Source organism: Comamonas piscis (assembly GCF_014109725.1).
In the GTDB taxonomy this organism is placed as follows: Bacteria; Pseudomonadota; Gammaproteobacteria; order Burkholderiales; family Burkholderiaceae_C; genus Comamonas; species Comamonas piscis.
Window position 1 is genome coordinate 2855570 of record NZ_CP058554.1, and the last position, 20437, is coordinate 2876006.

17 protein-coding genes, 1 other RNA gene and 1 pseudogene are annotated in these 20437 nt (G+C 60.3%); 7 read left to right on the top strand and 12 right to left on the bottom strand.

All coding sequences use genetic code 11. The features are described 5' to 3' along the window. Positions 1–363: 363 nt before the first annotated feature. Entirely contained in the window at positions 364–1530 is a 1167-nt protein-coding gene (gene lapB, locus HS961_RS12890) for a lipopolysaccharide assembly protein LapB (RefSeq protein WP_182322538.1), read from the bottom strand. Then, positions 1520–1831 (bottom strand): LapA family protein, encoded by a 312-nt coding sequence (locus tag HS961_RS12895; protein WP_182322540.1) that lies wholly within the window; start codon positions 1829–1831, stop codon positions 1520–1522. Before HS961_RS12895 ends, lapB begins: the two co-directional genes overlap by 11 nt. Before the next feature lie 1053 nt (positions 1832–2884). On the opposite strand from HS961_RS12895, the gene HS961_RS12900 reads away from it, so the two are divergent. After that, positions 2885–3493, top strand: coding sequence for a recombinase family protein (locus HS961_RS12900; protein ID WP_182322541.1), 609 nt, complete (start codon positions 2885–2887; stop codon positions 3491–3493). A gap of 448 nt (positions 3494–3941) precedes the next feature. Here HS961_RS12900 and HS961_RS12905 read toward each other — a convergent pair whose 3' ends face one another. Next, the gene (locus HS961_RS12905; protein WP_182322543.1) at positions 3942–5711 is read right to left on the bottom strand and encodes a DUF6538 domain-containing protein; all 1770 of its coding nucleotides are present in this window, start codon (positions 5709–5711) and stop codon (positions 3942–3944) included. Positions 5712–5826: 115 nt separating this feature from the next. Continuing rightward, positions 5827–5922: signal recognition particle sRNA small type (ffs, locus tag HS961_RS12910), an RNA gene on the bottom strand. 156 nt (positions 5923–6078) lie between these two features. On the opposite strand from ffs, the gene dnaX reads away from it, so the two are divergent. The 4 genes from dnaX to HS961_RS12930 all read left to right on the top strand — a co-directional run bounded on the left by dnaX (position 6079) and on the right by HS961_RS12930 (position 11045). Beyond that, complete coding sequence (gene dnaX, locus HS961_RS12915) at positions 6079–8280, top strand: DNA polymerase III subunit gamma/tau (RefSeq protein WP_182322545.1); 2202 nt, start codon at positions 6079–6081, stop codon at positions 8278–8280. 64 nt (positions 8281–8344) lie between these two features. Beyond that, positions 8345–8677 carry a YbaB/EbfC family nucleoid-associated protein gene (locus HS961_RS12920; RefSeq protein WP_182322547.1) on the top strand — a complete coding sequence of 111 codons (333 nt, stop codon included), beginning with the start codon at positions 8345–8347 and terminating at the stop codon, positions 8675–8677. Positions 8678–8772: 95 nt separating this feature from the next. Continuing rightward, positions 8773–9363 carry a recombination mediator RecR gene (recR, locus tag HS961_RS12925; protein ID WP_182322549.1) on the top strand — a complete coding sequence of 197 codons (591 nt, stop codon included), beginning with the start codon at positions 8773–8775 and terminating at the stop codon, positions 9361–9363. A 368-nt stretch (positions 9364–9731) separates the two neighbouring features. Then, the gene (locus HS961_RS12930; RefSeq protein ID WP_182322551.1) at positions 9732–11045 is read left to right on the top strand and encodes an MFS transporter; all 1314 of its coding nucleotides are present in this window, start codon (positions 9732–9734) and stop codon (positions 11043–11045) included. Positions 11046–11154: 109 nt separating this feature from the next. On the opposite strand, the gene HS961_RS12935 is transcribed toward HS961_RS12930, so the two are convergent. Both HS961_RS12935 and HS961_RS12940 read right to left on the bottom strand, forming a co-directional pair. Next, positions 11155–12264: an EAL domain-containing protein gene (locus HS961_RS12935; protein WP_182322553.1), complete on the bottom strand. Its 1110-nt coding sequence runs from the start codon at positions 12262–12264 to the stop codon at positions 11155–11157. Between the two features lie 244 nt (positions 12265–12508). Next, positions 12509–13314 (bottom strand): annotated as a pseudogene (locus tag HS961_RS12940) (ferritin-like domain-containing protein). A 107-nt stretch (positions 13315–13421) separates the two neighbouring features. Between HS961_RS12940 and HS961_RS12945 the strand changes: the two are divergent. Next, positions 13422–13949, top strand: coding sequence for a gamma carbonic anhydrase family protein (locus tag HS961_RS12945; RefSeq protein WP_182322557.1), 528 nt, complete (start codon positions 13422–13424; stop codon positions 13947–13949). Between the two features lie 68 nt (positions 13950–14017). After that, positions 14018–15007, top strand: a complete 990-nt coding sequence (locus HS961_RS12950) for an Hsp33 family molecular chaperone HslO (RefSeq protein ID WP_182322559.1) — start codon at positions 14018–14020, stop codon at positions 15005–15007. A 31-nt stretch (positions 15008–15038) separates the two neighbouring features. On the opposite strand, the gene HS961_RS12955 is transcribed toward HS961_RS12950, so the two are convergent. From HS961_RS12955 to HS961_RS12980, 6 genes are all read right to left on the bottom strand, one after another. Then, positions 15039–15587: a hypothetical protein gene (locus HS961_RS12955; RefSeq protein ID WP_182322561.1), complete on the bottom strand. Its 549-nt coding sequence runs from the start codon at positions 15585–15587 to the stop codon at positions 15039–15041. A gap of 117 nt (positions 15588–15704) precedes the next feature. Next, complete coding sequence (locus HS961_RS12960; RefSeq protein WP_182322563.1) at positions 15705–15983, bottom strand: FtsB family cell division protein; 279 nt, start codon at positions 15981–15983, stop codon at positions 15705–15707. A gap of 60 nt (positions 15984–16043) precedes the next feature. Continuing rightward, the gene (eno, locus tag HS961_RS12965) at positions 16044–17330 is read right to left on the bottom strand and encodes a phosphopyruvate hydratase (RefSeq protein WP_182322564.1); all 1287 of its coding nucleotides are present in this window, start codon (positions 17328–17330) and stop codon (positions 16044–16046) included. Between the two features lie 93 nt (positions 17331–17423). Beyond that, positions 17424–17714 carry a DUF1330 domain-containing protein gene (locus HS961_RS12970; protein WP_182322566.1) on the bottom strand — a complete coding sequence of 97 codons (291 nt, stop codon included), beginning with the start codon at positions 17712–17714 and terminating at the stop codon, positions 17424–17426. Beyond that, on the bottom strand, positions 17715–18572 hold the full coding sequence (gene kdsA, locus HS961_RS12975) for a 3-deoxy-8-phosphooctulonate synthase (protein WP_182322568.1): 858 nt from the start codon (positions 18570–18572) through the stop codon (positions 17715–17717). Between the two features lie 111 nt (positions 18573–18683). Then, entirely contained in the window at positions 18684–20339 is a 1656-nt protein-coding gene (locus tag HS961_RS12980; RefSeq protein ID WP_182322570.1) for a CTP synthase, read from the bottom strand. Between the last annotated feature and the right edge of the window lie 98 nt (positions 20340–20437).

Consider the following 20437-nt stretch of genomic DNA (forward strand, 5'->3'; position numbering starts at 1 on the left):
CAAATGCGCGAACAAAGGTGTTTTCTTGATGCCTGTTTTGAGTATGCGCCCATGCATGCTTTGCATGAATAGCCCGGCGGTTGCCCATAGCACAACACTGCAGGCTTGCTGCAGTGTCAGGCGATTGGTTCGGGGGGAGTCGATGGTGGCGCCGCGGGCCAAAAACACCGATTAGGCGTGGCGGAAGCGCATATTGCACTGCTACTGGCGTGTGGCAGCAGAATGGTGCGGGCGGGGCTGGGCTGCGTGGGGTCCGGTGCCGTGGCATATCAGGGCTCCTGCGCCCCAGGGCAGGGCGTTCACGCATCCTAGCAGAAGCAACCGGCAAGTCCTATCGCTGTTTGGATAGGTTTAGAACTGTTCTTACTGCTCTTCTACCCGGCGAGGCGGGTAGCTGTCCCAGGATTGGCAGCCCGGGCACTGCCAAAAATGCTGCCGTGCCTCGAAGCCGCAGGCGGCGCAGCGGTAGCGGGTGAGGGGTTTGGCGGCATTGTCCAGTGCACGCTGCACAGCAGGGTGGTGCTCTTCATGGCTGAGCGTTTCTTGCGCCAGCCAGCGGCCGGCGGCCACCAACGAGGGCTCATGGCGCAAATGCTCGACATACCAATCGCGTCCAACCGGACCGTCCGCATTTTCCACTCGGGCAAATTCGTCCAGCTGCACCAGGCTCTGCATCACATCCAGCGACGGCGAACTGTGGTAGTTGGCCACCAGCAGCGCGCGTACCTGCGGCTTGCGCTTGTCGGTCTTGACCAGCTCCAGCATCAGCGGCGCCACCAAAGGCACCGAAGAAGGTGACACTGAGGCTAGCGCCATCAGCGATCCCAGTGCCTGCACGGGATCGCCGCTCTTGTGCTGTAGGTGGGCGAGCTCGATCCGGGGGCGTGGTGCATGGGGCGCCTCCGACTGGGCTTGCTGCAACAAGTCCTTTGCAGCGTCGAGCTGGCCTTGGGCTTGTTGGCCCAGCGCCTGTTCGCAGAGGTAATGTGCAATGCGTACGCTGTAGTCGCCCTGGTTGTGGCTGTGCATCAGGCGCGCGATCTGCACGGCCTGTGGCCAATCATGGGCGCGCTCATAGATGGCCAGACGTGACAGACGCGCTTCGTTCTCGTAAGGGGTGTGCTCCAGCCGGGCAAGTGCGTCTTCAGCACGGTCAAGCAGGCCTGCCTTCATGAAATCCAGGGCCAGCGCATGCTGGGCACGCTCGCGTTCAGGCTTGCTGATGTCGGCGCGCGAGAGCAGGTGTTCATGAACGCGCACGGCACGGCTGTATTCGCCCCGGCGGCGGAACAGGTTGCCCAGCGCAAAGTGCAGCTCGGCAGTATCGGGGTCGTTTTGCACAGCCTCAATGAAGGCGTCGATGGCCTTGTCCTGCTGCTCGTTGAGCAGAAAGTTCAGCCCCTTGAAGTAAGCCTTGGGGGCGCTGCGGTTCTCGCGTCGGAGCTGGCGTAAATCGAAACGGGATGCCAGCCAGCCCAGCACAAAGGCGGCTGGAAAGCCCATCAGGATCCAGGAGATGTCAAATTCCATGAGGGGGCAGCGGGAGGGGGGCGTCCGCAGGGGCGTTGTTGGGAGGGGTGGGCTCAGCCGCTGCGGTTTGCGCAGCTGCTGCGCGCTGGGCGGCTTTGCGGTGCTTCCACCAGCGCGGCACCATGCCGATGATGCCGACAATCACGCCTCCGCTGAAGGCGAGCAGCACAACCAGAACGAGGGGAGCCTGCCATTGGGTGCCAAAGAACAGGTGCACCACCACATCCCGCTGGTTATTGAGCGCAAATGCAAACAGGGTGAAGAAGATGACAGCTTTGAGCAGCCACAGCAGGTATTTCATGGCGGTGACGGAGATGGCCTGGGCGCCATTCTACGTGGATTCCCGCGCGTACCTTGGAAAAGCAAATGCCAGCACAAGGCTGGCATTGGTCAAAAGAAGGTGACGAGCCTGACCGCTGTCAGTTTGCCACAACACCTTATGCAAATCAATGACTTGCGGGATGCTATCTAACCTCAACGTGCACAGTGCTGGGTCACAGTTAAAGTCGCTAGTCTAGCAGGTTGTAGGGTGAGCCTGTAGAGGATTCCTGGAGTAAAAATATTGGAAAGAACTCTCTGAGGGCATCTCAATAAGACCTTGGGCTCAGGTTCCCCCGTGTGCGGTCCTGAGGAGGACTCCGGAGGGTTGAAGGGGGGGGGCTATGATTGCTGATTGGCTTGTTGCGGTCGAATAATCTTTCCGTATATTTGGCAGTCTTGCTGACGGTTGGCTTATCTGTAAACAAAGGAATTCTTAGAGTGAACTTTCGTCTTTTGAGTCTTGTTGCTTGTTTAGCTATTGCTTCTTGTTCTGATGCTGATACTCCTAAGCCTCCGGGGACTGCGAAAGCAGATCACTCTCCCGTACAGGTCTCCACCGGGCTTACGTACGATGCTGAAAAGGTGCCTGCTAGCTTGCGGTCCTCAGTAGCTGAAAACTGGCCCAAGGTCCAGGCTTCATGCCCCGGCTTCAAGAAGTACTCCAACCAACTCGAATTTATGGATGTTGAGTACGGTGGCTCTCCTAATGCTCCCAGGGTGGAATTGAGGTTTAAGGTTCTGGATGAGCCCAATGTCATCCCTGGTGTCTATCGAGCGCATGGGCACATCTGTCAGTTTGGCTTTGCAGCGGATGGCAGTAAGTCGATCATTATGAAAAGACCATGCTCCTCAATCTGCCTTGATCGTGAAGTGGATGAGTCCCCTCTTGAGAGGCCGCTCTAACGTGGGTGTGACCACAATCGGTCGTTTACGGTCAGGGGTTCAGAGGGTGTCCGAAATATAGGGTGACATTGTTTTGTACATGGTGTATATTACGGACATCCGTTTAGTACACCCTGAGGAGCCCTTCCAGATGTCCACCAGCGCCAGCAGCACCCCTAGAGTCTTTGCCTACTGCCGTGTCTCTACCTCAGACCAGACTACCTCCAATCAGCTACAGGAGATCGCTGGAGCGGGCTTTGAGGTCTCCCCTAGGCGAGCCATCACTGAGACCGTTAGCGGCTCTGTAGCGGCCTCTGAGCGCCCTGGATGGGCCTCCCTGCTCGCCAAGCTGGAGGCTGGGGATGTGGTGGTGGTCACCAAGCTGGATCGACTAGGGCGGAATGCTATGGATGTGCGGACCACGGTAGATACCCTTGCTGCTGAGGGAATTCGGGTCTATTGCCTAGCCCTTGGTGGGATGGACCTCACGAGTCCAGCGGGCCGGATGACCATGGGGGTTATTGCCGCTGTAGCTGAGTTTGAGAAAGACCTACTCATCGAGAGGACTCAGGCAGGGCTGACCAGAGCGAAGGCTGAGGGCAAGAGCCTGGGGAGACCCAAGAGCCTGACCGATGAGGAGACTCAGGAGGTCCTCAGGAGGCTTGCTGCTGGTGAGGCTGTAGCTGCAATCGCTAGGGCTATGGGGACCAGTCGTCAGACCGTTATGCGGATCAGGCAGGGTAATCTAGAGGCGGTCTAAACTGCCCCACTGGAGGCCTCCAGGGGCTGCCTGTGAGGCTCTGGGGTCTAGCTGGTGGGGTTGCCTACATGCACGGCTATTGGTGCTCCTGAGGGCTTCCTGTGGGGCTGCCGATTAACCCACACCATCGGTAGGCGTAAGACCCTTCCAGAGGAGCCCAAAGGCACCGGAGTTCCTGTAGAGAATGACCATCATCAGATGAAGCTAGTCAGTCTTGAGGAGAGCCCGTAGTCCAGAGGAGAAACCTACAGAGAGACCCAATGGAGTCCATAGGAGCCCTATAGAGAGATGACCATACAGAGATGACCATCACTAGAGGAGAGTCTAGACCCAATGGAGAGCCCTTAAGAGTACCTATAGGGGGCATTTAACCCACACCATAAGGGACTTGAGGCCAATTGGGGTCTCCATCTGTAAAGGCATCAGTACTCCTGAGGAGACTCCTTATCTAGTCTTCTTTGGTCTTGACCTTGTAGCCCTTCTGGCGGCCTCTGGAGGCCTTCTCCAGGCGTGGCGAGGTGTAGACCCTCGGGAGGCTAATGGAGCTGTAGGAGAGGCTCAGGATGGCTTCTAGCCGGTCCTCTAGGTCAATACCTTGGTAGACCCTGGTTCCTATGCTGCCCTGCGTCTCGTGTCCTGTGATGGCATCCTGGACCTTCTCTGGTATCTTGGCCTTGGACATGCGGGTCCTGACCAGATGCCTGAAGGAGTGGAAGTCTGGATAGGCTTCAGTTAGGCCGCTATCCCTGCGGTATTGACCGAACCAATTGGAAATGTTGAGCCCTGGTCTCTCTGGTGGCAATGTGAGGATCGGCCAGAGGCTCGCATGACCTGCCTTGCGGATGGCTTCCGCATACTCCAGCAGGCCTAGCCGGATCAGTTCGGGGTGAATGGGGATGGACCTCCGGGAGGCATCTGTCTTTAGTCGTTTCCCGTCCTCATCCGTGATGCGCAGGACTGGGGTTCCGTCTTCATCTGTGATGTCTGTGGTCCGTAGCTGCGCCAGCTCTCCTATGCGGGCTCCGGTATAGAGACCTAGCAGGGGAATCCAATAGGCTGAATCGCTTCCACTCTTGGAGCCCTTGGGGGTGTCATAGGCTTGGAATAAGGGTTGACCAAATAGCGTCTGTAGCTCCTCTTCCTTCCAGCTCCTGCGGGTGGGAGTCTTGGGGACTCTGATGTCCAGACCTTCCCAGGGCTGTTTGTCAATCAGTCCCAGTTCCCTGTAGGCATAGATCAGTAAAGACTTGATGGCCGTGAGCCTGTCCCGGGCAGTCTTCTTGCCGATCCCTCTATCTGATTCCTGCAGCCATGACCTGAATGAGTCCCCCTGTTCTCTGGTCACCCGTTGGACATACAGAGGTCTGCCTAGATGCCCTTCGCACCACTCTACCGCCAGCTTGTAAGCCTGTTCTGTGGATGTGGTTCGGGTCTTGATCTTCAGCCAGCGGCCATAGACCTCCATGAGGGTGGTATTAGTGTGGCTTTTGGAGGCCGCTAGAGCCCCTGTGGAGTCCTTTGGTGCAAAGGTGAGGGGTAGGGGGTTATCCGTCTCAATAGGCTCTCCTGCGTCCCTCTGGGTGGCTTCCTGCCAGCCCATGCGGTAGGCTGATAGGTAGGCATAGAGCGCCTCCTTCAGGCCTCCGGTCTCCCTGATAACGGTGAAGCCCATGGCCAGAGCATCAGCCTGAAGGAGTGGCAAGACAGATCGGAGATTCATCCGAGCTAGGTCCTCCCCGGCCTCCTGAAACTGCCTGCCGTTCAGTACCTCTAGGCCGATTGTCTCCCATAGCGAGAGACCATCCAGAGGGTCCCTCTCGGGCAGAGTAATGGAGCCATCCGGATTCGGCATGAAGGGGAGTCGGGATAGGGCTGCCTGGGATAGAGCATTGAAGATGGGGTCATTCCCCTGCCTTCGGCTCCGGTCTCCCTGGAGGACTCTACGGCGTGCACCATCGGCTAGGACCTGCGCCAGCTCCGGAGTGATGACATCTAGGGCTTTGGGGTTGAGGACCTTGCTCTTGGCCTCAAACTCCTCCAGTAGCTCAGTGCGCCTGCGGTTTGCCTTGAGGATTGCCTCTTGCCGGTCGGAGGTCTCAAGGCTCTCCCGGATGCGGTCAGTGCCGTATGTGCTCTTGAGGCCTTCGGGTACTGCTACACGCAACTGGTAAATGGAGGAGCCTTTCCGTAGATGGAGGCCCACCGCTCCTCTTGCCATATCGTTTCCTGGTCTAGATTTAGATGGAAGTGACACAGCAAAAGGGCACAGTTGAGGAGGTCTAAGTCCTTGCTAGGACTCAAGTTCTTGATCTGAAAGAACTCTAAGGAATGAAGGTGACGAGCCTGACCCCGGCACTGGATCCACAGTTAGGGCTGCTTGGTTCCCCACCTGACCCGGTTGGCCGCTTCCCCATGCGAGGAGGCCCGTCAGCTGCTGATTGTACCTAAAGAAAGCCACCCTCCAGGCTAAGCGGCTGAAAAAGTCCCTGATCGGCCATGCAGCATAAGGGTGCCCGCCAAAAGTATTGCAGCCTGCGCGCACCCAGTGCCATACATGGCCGCGACAGACCGTAGAATGCGATGCTATGTCTTATCTTGTTCTCGCTCGCAAATACCGTCCACGGAATTTTTCTGAAATGGTAGGCCAGGAGCATGTGGTGCAGGCGCTGTCCAATGCGCTGGTGCAGCAGCGCTTGCACCATGCCTATCTGTTTACGGGAACCCGTGGCGTGGGCAAGACGACGGTTTCGCGCATCTTGGCCAAGTCGCTCAACTGCACCGGCGTTGATGGCCATGGTGGCATCACTGCCGCACCTTGCGGCGTCTGCCCGGCCTGCACAGAGATCGACAGCGGGCGTTTTCCTGATTACACCGAGCTGGATGCCGCGTCCAACCGGGGAGTGGATGAAGTGCAGGGCTTGTTGGAGCAGGCCGTGTACAAGCCAGCGCAGGGCCGCTTCAAGGTCTTCATGATCGACGAAGTGCACATGCTCACCAATACCGCTTTCAACGCGATGTTGAAGACCTTGGAAGAACCGCCCGAGTACCTGAAGTTTGTGCTGGCCACCACCGATCCGCAGAAGGTGCCGGTCACGGTGCTGTCGCGCTGCCTGCAGTTCAACCTGCGTCCGATGGCGCCCGAGACTATTCAAGAGCACCTGGGCCGTGTGCTGGTGCAAGAGCAGATTGCTTCTGAGCCCCAGGCGCTGCGTTTGCTGTCGCGCTCGGCCCGTGGCTCCATGCGCGATGCGCTGTCGCTGACCGACCAGGCCATCGCCTTTGGCGGCGGCCAGTTGCAGGAAGCCAGCGTGCGGCAGATGCTGGGCGCCGTCGATTCCAGCCATGTGTTCGGCCTGATTGATGCGCTGGCGCGCGGTGATGGCGCCGCGGTGGTCGATACCGTCGACCAGCTGCGCCACCAAGGCCTGTCTGCAGCTTCCACTTTGGAAGACATGGCCGTGCAACTGCAGCGCATGGCGGTATTGCAGGCGGTCCCCGATAAGGCGCGTGCATCAGCCGCTGAGGACGATGTCGACCAGCAAGAAGTGCTGCGCCTGTCCCAGGAAATGCCTGCCGATGAAACCCAGCTGCTCTACAGCATTGCCTTGCACGGCCGCGCTGAACTGGGCTTGGCGCCCGATGAATACGCCGCGCTGACAATGGCCTTGCTGCGGCTGCTGGCCTTCAAGCCTGCGGGCTCGGCTGAAAAAAAAACTCTGAATAATGCGCTAGCGCAGCCTCCCAAAGCGCCCACGCCCACGCCCCCGCCCCCAGCGGCTGCGACCATACCGGCTGCTGCCGCGCCGGTCGCAGTATCCGCCCCACCAGCGTCTTTGCAGCCAGCTGCAGCAGTCCGGGCGCCCACGCCAGCGCCTACACCTACCTCAGCACCTGCGCCAACCCCGGTCGTTGCAGCAGCTGAAGTGCAGCTGCCACCGGCCATCGCCCCCGTGGTGGATGCCGTCAAACTGCCGGTCCGCACGGCCGAGGACCTGATTCCCACCCGTGTGGCCGCGCCCTTGGCCCCCGTGGCGGTGGAGCCTCCTACGCCGGCCCAGACCGAGCAGGAGCTGGTGGAGGAGGAGCAGCCGCAGTCGCACGACGACGACGCAGCGCCCCTGGCCGATAACGAAGGCGATGATGACGGCGACATCCCAAGCAGCAGCGCCGACGACGATGCGCCGTACTTCGATGAAGTGCCTGCTGAAGCCTATGCTGACGACGAAGATACCGTGTCGGCAGGCGCCCCGGCTGCTGAGGCAAATACAGCGGGTCTGCCACCGGTGGCAGAAGAGCGCGCTAGCTTGATTGCCTTGCCGGTGCAGACACCGCAGGCCAGTGATTTTGACCGGCCGGCCAACTTTGGCGAGAACCTGGGCCGGGTGCCTGCGGAGTTTGAAGACACGGCGGAGGGCCGGTTCTGGAACGATACCGTCACCCAGCTGGTGCAGGCCGAGGCCGTGACTGCGGTTGCACGCCAACTGGCGCTGCGCTCACAGCTCCTCAAGCGCGATGCCGATGAATGGCAACTGCGGGTGGATCTGGAATCTTTGGCCCAGCCGGGGACCGTCGAGCGCCTGCGCACCGCCTTGGTGGCCGCTGGCTTGGTCGGCAAAATCCAGGTGTCGGTCGGTGCGGTGGATGACAGCCCCGCGCGGCGCAAGGCCCATGCCGTGCAGGCCCGCCAGCGCGCTGCCGAGGCCACCGTACGCCAAGACCCCTATGTCCAGTCTTTGATACAGCAATTTGGCGCGAAAATAGTGCCCGGCAGCATTCAGCCTCTATGATGCGGCGTTCGCTGGCAGATGGGCTCTCCCGCCTGCCGCAGGTTTTTATACAAAAGGATTTCTCATGTTCAACAAAGGACAACTCGCTGGTTTGATGAAGCAAGCCCAGGCCATGCAGGACAACCTCAAGAAAGCCCAGGATGACCTGGCCAATATCGAGGTCGAAGGCGAGTCCGGCGCGGGTCTGGTCAAGGTGCTGATGACCTGCAAGCATGATGTCAAGCGCGTCACCATTGACCCGAGCCTGCTGTCCGAAGACAAGGACATGCTCGAAGACCTGGTGGCCGCCGCCTTCAACGCTGCGGTGCGCAAGGCTGAAGAAACCAGCAATGAAAAAATGAGCAAGATCTCCGCCGGCATGCCGGGCCTGCCTGGTGGCATGAAGCTCCCGTTCTAATCCCTTGTCCGATGCCTCGCTCTGTTGGCTGCCGCTGTTGGCCATGCATAGGGCGGGGCGCGTTGGATGCATTAGGCCATTTGTGAGCTATTTCCATGTCTGATACCGGCACCCTGGAAGCCCTGGTACAGGCGCTGCGCCGCCTGCCGGGCGTCGGCGTCAAGTCGGCCTCGCGCATGGCCTTCCACCTGCTGCAAAACGACCGAGAGGGCGCTGAGCTGCTCTCGCGCGCCTTGCATGAGGCCAGCAGCCGCGTGCGCCATTGTGAGCGCTGCCATACCTTTACCGAAAACCCCGTCTGTGACACCTGCCTCGACGACGGGCGCGATGCCGCTCGCCTGTGCGTCGTGGAGACCCCTGCCGACCAGGCAGCGTTGGAGCGTACGGGTGCCTACAAAGGCTATTACTACGTGCTGATGGGGCGTTTGTCGCCGCTCGATGGCATTGGACCGCGCGATATTGGCGTGCAGCAACTGCTGCAGCGCGCCAGCGATGGGGTGGTGCAAGAGGTTATTCTGGCCACCAACTTCACCGCCGAAGGCGAGGCCACCGCGCATGTCATCTCTGAGGCCTTGCAGCGCAAGGGTGTAGGCTTTACGCGCTTGGCGCGGGGTGTGCCCATTGGCAGCGAGCTGGAGTACGTGGACCTGGGCACGATTGCCCATGCGCTGGCGGACCGCCGCTGAAGCCTGGCTGAGTTTGGGCTTCAATGCCCATCCCATGGATTCTTGCCTTGGCGCAGTCTGGGGTGTATCGCGTCCCGCAGTTCGGGAAAAACCGGTTCTCCTGCACCAGCATCAGGGGTAAATGAGTCTTAAGCGGCTTTCATGCTGCTTGCGACCGATTACAATTCAATGCTGATCTATAAGGTTATTTATGCATTGCATGCATGAATGGGCCTCGGTGCGGCCTCTGTTTTTCTGGATCTGCCCGCTTTTCTGTCTCGCACGCCTGTCTCTCTGGCTGCACCGCTCCAAAGATCATTCTCCGTTCTCGTTATTGCATCAAGCCGTGTTCAAGGCCGGCTGTGCCTCGTGTTTTTTAGGATTTTTGCGTGCAATCTACTGCTGTATCCAAGCGAAATATTCTGGCCGCTGTCATTGGCAATGCGCTCGAATGGTATGACTTTCTGGTCTTTGCGTTCATGACGCCCATTGTGGCGAAGCTGTTTTTCCCCTCCAACCCCAACGATCCCAGCGATGACCTGAACCGCATCTTGATGACGACGGCCGTCTTTGGCGTGGGCTTCTTTATGCGGCCAGTGGGCGGCATCCTGCTGGGCCTGTATGGCGACCGCAAGGGCCGCAAGGCGGCTATGGTCATGGTCACCGGCATCATGGCCGTTGCCATCGCCTTGATCACCTTTGCGCCTACTTATCAGGGTGTGGGGATCTGGGCGCCGATCTTTATCGTGCTGGCGCGTTTGCTGCAAGGCTTTGCCGCAGGTGGTGAGTTCGGTACTTCGACAGCCTTGTTGATCGAGCTTGCGCCCAAGGGCAAGCGCGGTTTTTATGGCTCCTGGCAGATGACGGGCCAGATGGCAGCGTTGCTGATTGGTGCTGCTGTGGGCACCCTGATTACCGACTTCTTCACCCAGGAGCAGCTGATGTCCTGGGCATGGCGCATTCCGTTTGCGGTGGGCCTGTTGATTGTGCCGGTCGCCATCTATATCCGCCGCCATGTAGAAGAGCCTGAGACCTTTGTGAAGATGCAGGCTGCGCAAAAGGCCGGTACCGTCAAGCAAGTGGGCGTCGTCGAGATGCTGCGCACCCATGCGCGTGAGACCCTGGTGGGCATGGGCCTGGTGGTGACCGCGACGGTGTCCATCTACATCACCTTCACCTACTTGGTGACCTACTCGACGGTTACCCTCAAGCTGCCCCTGCATGACACCTTCATGGTGCAAATGGCCGGTGCGGCGCTGATGGTCGTGCTGATGCCCTTCATGGGCGCCTGGTCGGACCGCGTGGGCCGCCGCCCGCTGATGATCGGCTCGCTGCTGGGCTACCTGCTGGTGCTCTATCCGCTGTATGCCTGGCTGACCGATGGTCCCACCATTTCCAAGCTGATGACCGTGCAGGTGGTAGTCTGCCTGTTTGTGTCGGTGTTCTTTGGCGTGTTCAGCACGGTGATGGCTGAGCTGTTCCCGGCCAATGTGCGCTCGGTCGGCATGTCCATGGCCTACAACGTGGCCGTGATGGTGTTTGGCGGCTTCGCCCAGTTCATCGTGACCTGGCTGATCAAGACCACGGGCTCGACCATGTCGCCCGCGTTCTATGTGATGTTCGGCGTGACCTTGGGCCTCATTGCTGCCTTCTTCATCCGAGACCGCGCGCACGACGACAATCTAGACGGCGATATGGTGTAGGCGTTCTGTACAGCACCGACCCAGGGGCTGAACCAGCGACGAGCAAAAAACCAGGTGCTGCATGCCAGCGCCTGGTTTTTTTATAGTGGAGCCTCGGAGAGGCAAACGCTCAGGCCAGCACGGGCAGCATGGACTGCCATTCGGCGGCCAGCAGGTGCACAGTGTGGGCCAGGCTGCCAGGCAGCAGTTGGCTGGCGGATTGGTCGACCGTCAAGCCCAGGATATGGCCCAGCAGCAAAGCGGCGGCGACCAGATGCAACTGGACCGCAGGCACATCCGGCCATTGCACCTGCGCCTTGGCCGCCAGTGCGGCGCTCAGCCGGGGATAGGCTTTCTCGCATTGCTGGATCTGGGGCAGTTGCGGAATCTTGGCAGCCACGGCCTGCAGCATGGTCTCCCAAGCCTTGAGGTGCTCGGCCGGGTAGGCCTCTACCAGCTCCTGCAAGGACAGGAAGGGCCTGCGCGCCTCCAGCGATTGTGATTGCGCCATGCGCAGCAGATTGAACATCAACGCCGGGCGGTGCTGCAGCAGCTCGACGAGGGCTGGCGTATCGGCCTGGTTGCTCAGCGCCTCTGCCAGCGCCGCGACATCGGCGGTGCTGGGCAGCACCACTCTGGCGGCAATGGGCTCGGGGCGGCTGACCGCATAGCCTTGCAGCAGATGGGCCTTGTTCTCTTGCGCCAGTTGCAACTGTGCGCTGGACTCGATCTTGTCGGCCACCAAGGTTGCGCCAGAGATGCGCCGTGCCCATTGCAGCATCAACACCGCACGCTCGGCAGACAGCACCGAGAAATCGATCTTCAGGTAGTTGACCAGGTCGTGCCAAGGCGCATACGACGAGTCGAGCACCGAGTGGTTGAAAGCCAGCGCAAAGCCCTTGGCGCGCAGCGCTTCCAGAGCAGGGCGGCGGGCCATCGCTTCGGAGGATGCGGCATGGCCCAGCGAGGGAATCTCCAGCACCACCTGGTGGGCTGGCAGCAGATCAAGATGGCTGCCGCGCAGGCTCTCAAAGGTCGTGTTCAGGAACAGCAGCCCTGCGCCCAGCAATTGCGCGGGCTCGATGGGCGACAGCACGGCATGGGTCAGCGCCAGATCGGATTCCAGGGTGTGGGCCGACGCCGTGCGAGAGCGGTTGAATATCTCGTGGCCGACGACGTTGCCGTCGGCATCTTTGATCGGTTGCCAGGCAATGGGGGGTGCGGGCGACGTAAACACCATGGCGGCTGCCGTGGCGGGGGGAGTTGAAGGGGGCGCGCTCTGTTGTTGCATGTACGGCTGAACCAATGCATGCATCAGTGGTGCCTCACCAGCAACTGGCGCAAGCAGTGTCTGCATTTCGTTATCTCGGGATCGACGTGCATTGTCCTTCATATCAGGCATTTCGCGCGGCGGTGGGGGGAGTGAACCTGCTGGTTTTGTAGCAAACTGAAGACGTTTTTGGTGTTTAAAAAGCGTCTGTTTGTTACAGTTGCCCCTGCAGCCAGTCCAGCTCACTCGCGCTGAACCCTGCTTGGAGGCGGGCAGCCATGTTGATCGGCGGGCGAGGGCGGGGTGCTTCGTAGTGGCTGACCAGCCAGCTGTAGTGCTGCTCAGGGTCCAGATTGCGCTGCGCGCAAAGCTGTCGGTACCAGTGGTTGCCGATGGCCACATGGCCGACTTCTTCGCGCAGGATGATGTCCAGGATGGCCACCGCCTCCAGCGCGTCCTCCGCAGAGGTTTGTTGCAATTTTGCCTGGATTTGGGGAGTGGCATCCAAACCACGGGCTTCGAGGGTACGGGGCACCAAGGCCATGCGCGCCACGATGTCATCTGCCGTTTTCTCGCACATGGTCCACAGGCCCTGGTGCGCGGGGTAGTCGCCATAGTCATGGCCCCACTTGCGCAAATGGGTGCGCAGCAGCCGGAAATGCTTGGCCTCTTCCGCTGCTACCTGCAGCCAATCCTGGTAAAAGGCCTCAGGCATGCCGCCAAAGCGCCAGATGGCATCCAGCGCCAGGTTGATGGCGTTGAACTCAATGTGGGCGATGGCATGCAGCAAGATGGCGCGGCCCTCGGCCGTGGCCGGGGAGCGCCGGCCCATGGCGGTATGTACCTTGAGCTCGGGTTTGGCGGGGTGGCCCGGCAATACAGTGCCCTCGGGCAGTACCAATAGCGCTTGCGGCGCTATTGAAATAGTGGCCCTTTGCGCATACATGGCAAGGGTGAGCGCGGATTTTCCTCGGCATCGGCCACACACAGGGCTTGCAAGGCGCATTGACGTAATTCCATCCCTACAATTATGGGGCTGCTGCTCCCTGCAGGCATGCTGCGACTGGCAAGACCACCCGCCGGTCAATGGGTGGGGGCGGCTTCACCGATAACAAGCTGGAGACAAGATGGCCAAGTATGAACTCGATGGTGTGCAACCCCTGGTCGCGGACTCGGCCTGGATTGCCGATACGGCCCAGGTGATCGGCCGGGTAGAGATGGCAGCAAACAGCAGCGTCTGGTTTGGTGCCATCTTGCGCGGTGACAACGACCCTATCCGCATCGGTGAGGGTAGCAACATACAAGACGGCAGCGTGCTGCACACCGACAAGGGCAAGCCTCTGGAGATCGGCAAGCATGTGACCATCGGGCACAACGTGATCCTGCATGGCTGTACGGTGGGCGACGAGTCGCTGATCGGCATGGGTGCCATTGTGCTCAACGGTGCCAAGATTGGGCGCCATTGCCTGGTGGGCGCCGGTGCGGTGGTGACCGAGAACAAGGAATTTCCCGACGGCAGCCTGATTGTGGGCAGCCCCGCCAAGGTGGTGCGCACGCTGACCGAGGAGCAGATCGAAGGACTGCGGCGCAGCGCGCAAGGCTATATGGCCAATGCCCGCCGTTTTAAGGCAGGTCTGCGAAAATTGCCGGATTGAGAGGGCGCTTGCCTGGGCCATGGGCCCGGACACGGCAGGCCCGCATGATTTGAATTGGAAGAACTACAGTGTCTGAACTGCATAAATTTTTGTTTGATGGGCTGCCCGTGCGTGGCGCCATTGTTCGACTGACCGACGCCTGGCAAGAGATCTTGCAGCGCCGCGCCGTCAACACCAGCACCGGACCTTACCCGCTGCCGGTGCAAGAGATGCTGGGCGAGATGACCGCTGCCGGCGTGCTGATGCAGTCCAACATCAAGTTCAATGGCGCGCTGGTGTTCCAGATCTCGGGCGATGGCCCCGTCAAGCTGGCAGTGACCGAGGTGCTGACCAATCTGAGCGTGCGCTCCACGGTCAGCCTGCAAGGTGACCTGCCAGCCGATGCAACCCTCACCGATATGGTTAACGTGCATGGCAAAGGCCGCTGCGCCATCACCCTGGACCCCAAGGACAAGCAGCCCGGCCAGCAGCCTTACCAAGGCGTGGTGCCGCTGGTGGATGTGGATGGCCAACCGCTAGAGAGCATGGCTGCCATCTTGCAGCAGTACATGCGCCAGTCCGAGCAGCTCGACACGGTGCTGGTGCTGGCCGCCAACGACAAGGTGGCCGCCGGCCTGATCGTGCAGCGCATGCCCATCAAGGGCGAGGCCAACCTGGCGGGCGGTAGCGCGCACACCGACGAGGTGGACCAGATCGGCTTGAACGAGGAGTACAACCGCATTGCGCACCTGGCCGCCAGCCTGACCCGCGATGAACTGCTGAACCTCGATGTCGAGACCATCCTGCACCGCCTGTTCTGGGAAGAGAAACTGCTGCGCTTTGTGCCCGAAGACGGCGAAGGCGGCCCGCATTTTGCCTGCACCTGCAACCGCGAGCGCGTGGGCATCATGCTGCGCAGCCTGGGCCAGGAAGAGTCGGACAGCATCATTGAAGAGCAGGGCATGATCGAAGTGGGCTGCGAGTTCTGCGGCCAGCAATACCGCTTTGATGCGGTCGATGTAGCGCATCTGTTTACCGAGCGCGGCAACGACCCGCCAGCGCCGCACCTGGTGCAGTAAGCGGTCGACTGCGAGGTTGGCAGCCAGCGCCTCAGTTTTTCTGGGGCGCCAACAGATCCTGGAACAGCCGCAATTCGCAATCAGGGTCGCTGCACTTTTCGCAGCTCCAACCCGCGCGCGCACCATGGTTGGCAGCGCGCAAAGCCATCCGTAGCGCTTGCAGCGCCTCTGCGTTGGGGAACCAATTGCACAGGGCTGCCAGCGCTTCTTGCTTTAGGCGCTGGCCCTCGCTGAACAGCAGCTGAAACGCCTGGCCGCGTGCCACCAGTTGCAGGCGGGTGTGCATCAGCAGCGTTTGGGCATCGGCAGTCTCATGGACCTGCTGGGTTGCATGTGCTTGGCTGGCATCGGCAGCGCGGGCTGACAGCGGCGGCGCCATCAATAGCACCGCATCCTTCGCAGCCATTGGTAGCTCCAGCAACTGCACCAGGCTGCAGGCCTGCAAGCTGAATGCCGCAGGCGCGGTGGCGGAGTGCTGTGCCAGGTAGTGGCCCAGCTGCACTGCCAACGCGGCGCTGTCGTCACTGTAGAGGGCGGCCAAAAAGACGCGGGGCGGCGCAGCCGAATTGCTAAACGTCATGGCGAAAGCGGAAGGAATGAGGCGCAGGCATGGCCGCGATGATACGGTCAAAGCAGCCCGGCCCAAGAAAAAAGCGCCTGCAAAGAGGCGCTCGGTAGGTGGTGATTGGCGTATCGCTTATTTTCGCGTGTACTGCACAAACACCTCATTGGGCTTGACCATGCCCAGCTCGTTGCGGGCCTTGCCTTCGACCATGTCCATGCCTTGCTTGAGGTCGCTCACCTCGGTCTCGAGGCGAACATTCTCACGCAGCGCGGTCTCGTTCTCGGTCTTCTGCGTGGCAATTTGCTCTTTCATGTCCTTCACGTAGGGCACGCTACCGCGCCCACTCCAGAGTTGAGCATGGATGCTGACCAGGATGGCCAGCAGCACAAAAGGAACAATGCGAGAGATCATGGCAAGGATGGGTCGGGAAGGCGATCGGGACACGGCCACAGGCCATGCCCCGAAGCGGGCTTAGCGCAGATTGTAGAACGCTGAGCGGCCGGGATACACCGCCACTTCGCCCAGGTCTTCCTCGATGCGCAGCAGCTGGTTGTACTTGGCCATGCGGTCCGAACGGCTCAGCGAACCGGTCTTGATCTGGCCTGCGTTCAAGCCCACAGCGATGTCGGCGATGGTGCTGTCTTCGGTTTCGCCCGAGCGGTGCGAGATTACCGCGGTGTAGCCGGCGCGCTTGGCCATCTCGATGGCGGCGAAGGTTTCGCTCAAGGTGCCGATCTGGTTGATCTTGATCAGAATCGAGTTGGCGATGCCCTTGTCGATGCCTTCCTTGAGGATCTTGGTGTTGGTGACGAACAGGTCGTCACCCACCAACTGCACCTTCTTGCCCAGGCGCTCGGTCAGCACCTTCCAGCCATCCCAGTCGCCTTCGTGCATGCCGTCTTCGATGGAGATGATGGGGTACTTGTCGCACCAGGCGGCCAGCATGTCGGTCCATTGTTCAGCCGTCAGGCTGATGCCGCCTTCGCCTTCGAGCACGTACTTGCCGTCCTTGTAGAACTCGGAAGCGGCGCAGTCCAGGGCCAGTGCGATCTGGTCGCCCGCGGTGTAACCGGCTTGGTCGATGGCTTCGAGGATGAGCTGGATGGCAGCCTCATGGTTCTCGACCGATGGCGCAAAACCGCCTTCATCACCCACGGCGGTGGGCATGCCACGGCTGTCGATGATCTTCTTCAGTGCGTGGAACACTTCTGCACCCCAGCGCAGCGCTTCGCGGAAGCTGGGCGCGCCCACGGGCACGATCATGAACTCTTGCAGGTCCAGGCTGTTGTTGGCGTGGGCGCCACCGTTGATGACGTTCATCATCGGCACGGGCAGTTGCACACCGCCCATGCCACCAAAGTAGCGGTACAGCGGCAGACCGGCTTCTTCAGCGGCAGCGCGGCCCACGGCCATCGACACGGCCAGCATGGCGTTCGCGCCCAGGCGGCTCTTGTTGTCGGTGTTGTCGAGGTCGATCAGGGTCTTGTCGAGGAAGGCTTGTTCAGCAGCATCCAGGCCCAGAATGGCTTCGGAGATTTCGGTATTGATGTGCTCCACGGCCTTCAGCACGCCCTTGCCCAGGTAGCGGCTCTTGTCGCCGTCGCGCAGCTCGATGGCCTCGCGCGAGCCGGTGGAGGCGCCCGATGGGACGGCCGCGCGGCCCATCACACCCGATTCCAGCAATACATCACATTCCACGGTGGGGTTGCCACGCGAATCCAGAATTTCGCGGCCAACGATATCAACAATTGCACTCACTTTAGAGCCTTTCAGAGATTGAGAAAAGGGTTGGTGCGCTGCAAACGGGTGGACTGCAACTGCACGGAATCAATGGGGGTTGGGGCGTAGGCCTTAAACGCCTTCGACCAGCACCATGCGCATGATGGCGGCACCGTCGCGTGCCTCGCGCGCCTTGCTGTACTCGGGCGAATCATAAAAACGGCGGGCTTGCTCGCTGTCCTTGAACTTCAGGATCACGGTGCGACCGGGGTTCCAGTCGCCCTCGATGACCTCTACCTTGCCACCGCGCACGCAGACCTCGGCACCATAGGTTTGCATGGCGATGGTGCTGTACTTGCGGTACTCCTCGTACTGCTCGGGGTTGGTCACGGTGACCGAGGCAATGATGTATGCGCTTGGCATTTAAGCTCCAAAATTGTTTTCCAGGAAACCGTTCTTCTTGGTGATGCCGTCCAGCGCCACCATGGTTTCGAGCAAGGCCTTCATGTGCTTGAGCGGCACGGCATTGGGGCCGTCGCTCAGGGCGTTGCAAGGGTCTGGATGGGTTTCCATGAACACGCCAGCGACGCCCACGGCAATGGCAGCACGGGCCAGCACGGGCACCATCTCGCGCATGCCACCGCTCGATGTGCCATTGCCGCCAGGCAACTGCACACTGTGGGTGGCATCGAACACGACGGGCGCATTCGTCTCGCGCATGATGGCCAGCGAGCGCATATCGCTCACTAGGTTGTTGTAGCCAAAGCTGGCGCCGCGTTCGCAGGCCATGAAGATGTCTTCGGGCAGGCCTACTTCCTTGGCGGCAGCGCGGGCCTTGTCGATGACATTCTTCATGTCATGCGGGGCCAGAAACTGGCCCTTCTTGATATTGACCGGCTTGCCGGATTGCGCGACCGCACGGATGAAGTCGGTCTGGCGGCACAGAAAGGCCGGCGTCTGCAGCACATCGACAATGCTGGCCACGTAGGGCACTTCGGCCTCGTTGTGGACATCGGTCAGGATGGGCACATTCAGCTCTTTTTTCACCTTGGCCAGAATCTCCAGGCCCTTTTCCATGCCTGGGCCGCGAAAGCTCGTACCCGAGCTGCGGTTGGCCTTGTCAAAGCTGCTTTTGAAGATAAAGGGGATGCCCAGGCTGGCCGTCATCTCCTTGAGCTGTCCGGCCACATCCATCTGCAGCTGCTCGGACTCGACCACGCAGGGGCCGGCAATCAGGAAAAAGGGCTTATCAAGCCCGATATCAAATCCGCACAATTGCATGGACGGTGTTCCTTAAAGGTGGTGTGAGAGCAAAGACGCCATGAGAAACGCAGCGTTGGGGAAGGCTTTGTTTGTCATGGCTTCTGGTTGTGCCGCAAGCTGGTTGCAATTTTACTTGGCTGCCAGCTTCTTGCGATCGACTGCGGCCTTGATAAAGGCATTGAACAGCGGATGGCCGGCCCAGGGGGTGGACTTGAACTCGGGGTGGAACTGCACGCCGATGAACCAGGGGTGCACCGCCTTGGGCAGCTCAACGATCTCGGTCAGGTGCTCACGCTGGGTCAGCGCAGAGATCACCAAGCCGGCGCTGCGCAGCTGGTCCAGGTACTGGGTGTTGGCTTCGTAGCGGTGGCGGTGGCGCTCGGTGACCACATCGCCGTAGATGCTGTGGGCCAGCGAGTCCTTTTGCACATCGGACGATTGCGCGCCCAGGCGCATGGTGCCGCCCAGATCGGAGTTTTCGTCGCGGGTCTTGATGGTGCCATCGGCGTCCTTCCACTCGGTGATCAGGGCGATCACGGGGTGGGGGGTCTGGCGGTCGAACTCGGTGGAGTTGGCGTTGTCCAGGCCCGCCACATGGCGGGCGTATTCAATCGTCGCCACCTGCATGCCCAGGCAGATGCCGAGGTAGGGCACCTTGCCTTCGCGGGCAAACTTGGCGGTCGAGATCTTGCCTTCGACACCACGCGAGCCAAAGCCGCCGGGCACCAGAATGCCGTCATAGCTCTTGAGCAGCTCAGCCGCATCGCCGTCGTGGATGGTTTCCGAATCCACATGGGTGATCTTCACGCGGACATGGTTTTGCATGCCGGCGTGCTTGAGCGCTTCGTTGACGGATTTGTAGGCATCCGACAGCTCGACATACTTGCCGACCATCGCAATGGCCACTTCGCCCTTGGGGTGCTCGGTCTCGTAGACCAGGTCATCCCAGCGTTTGAGGTTGGCCGGCGGCGTGTTGAGACGCAGCTTGTCGCAGATAAGGCCGTCCAGGCCCTGCTCGTGCAGCATGCGGGGCACCTTGTAGATGGTGTCCACATCCCACATGCTAATGACGCCCCAGGATTGCACATTGGTGAACAAAGAGATCTTTTCGCGCTCTTCTTCGGGCACCGCATGTGAGGCACGGCAGAGCAGCGCATCGGGTTGGATACCGATCTCGCGCAGCTTTTGCACCGTGTGCTGGGTCGGCTTGGTCTTGAGCTCACCGGCCGCTGCAATATAGGGCAGGTAAGTCAGGTGCACAAAGGCCGAGTTGTTGGGGCCGAGCTTGAGGGACAGCTGGCGCACCGCTTCCAGGAAGGGCAGCGACTCGATATCGCCAACCGTGCCGCCGATTTCGCAGATGGCGACATCGACTGCATGGTCGGTACCGATGCCGGCGCCGCGCTTGACGTATTCCTGGATCTCGTTGGTGATGTGGGGAATTACCTGGACGGTCTTGCCCAGGTAATCACCACGGCGCTCTTTTTCAAGAACGCTTTGGTAGATACGGCCGGTGGTGAAGTTGTTGGTCTGGCGCATGCGCGTTTCAATGAAACGCTCATAGTGGCCCAGGTCCAGGTCGGTCTCAGCGCCATCGTCCGTCACAAACACTTCGCCGTGCTGGAAGGGGGACATGGTGCCTGGATCCACGTTGATGTAGGGATCCAGCTTGATGAGGGTGACTTTGAGTCCGCGCGATTCCAAAATCGCGGCAAGGGAGGCTGAGGCGATTCCCTTGCCCAGGGAAGACACCACACCGCCAGTGACGAAGACAAATTTGGTCATGTCTTTTAGGGAGGTGGGAAATTCTGATTATAAAGGCGTATGCCAGCCTGTGCGGCGAGCTGCAATAAATGGGCTTCAATGCCCACAGGTTTGGGCCT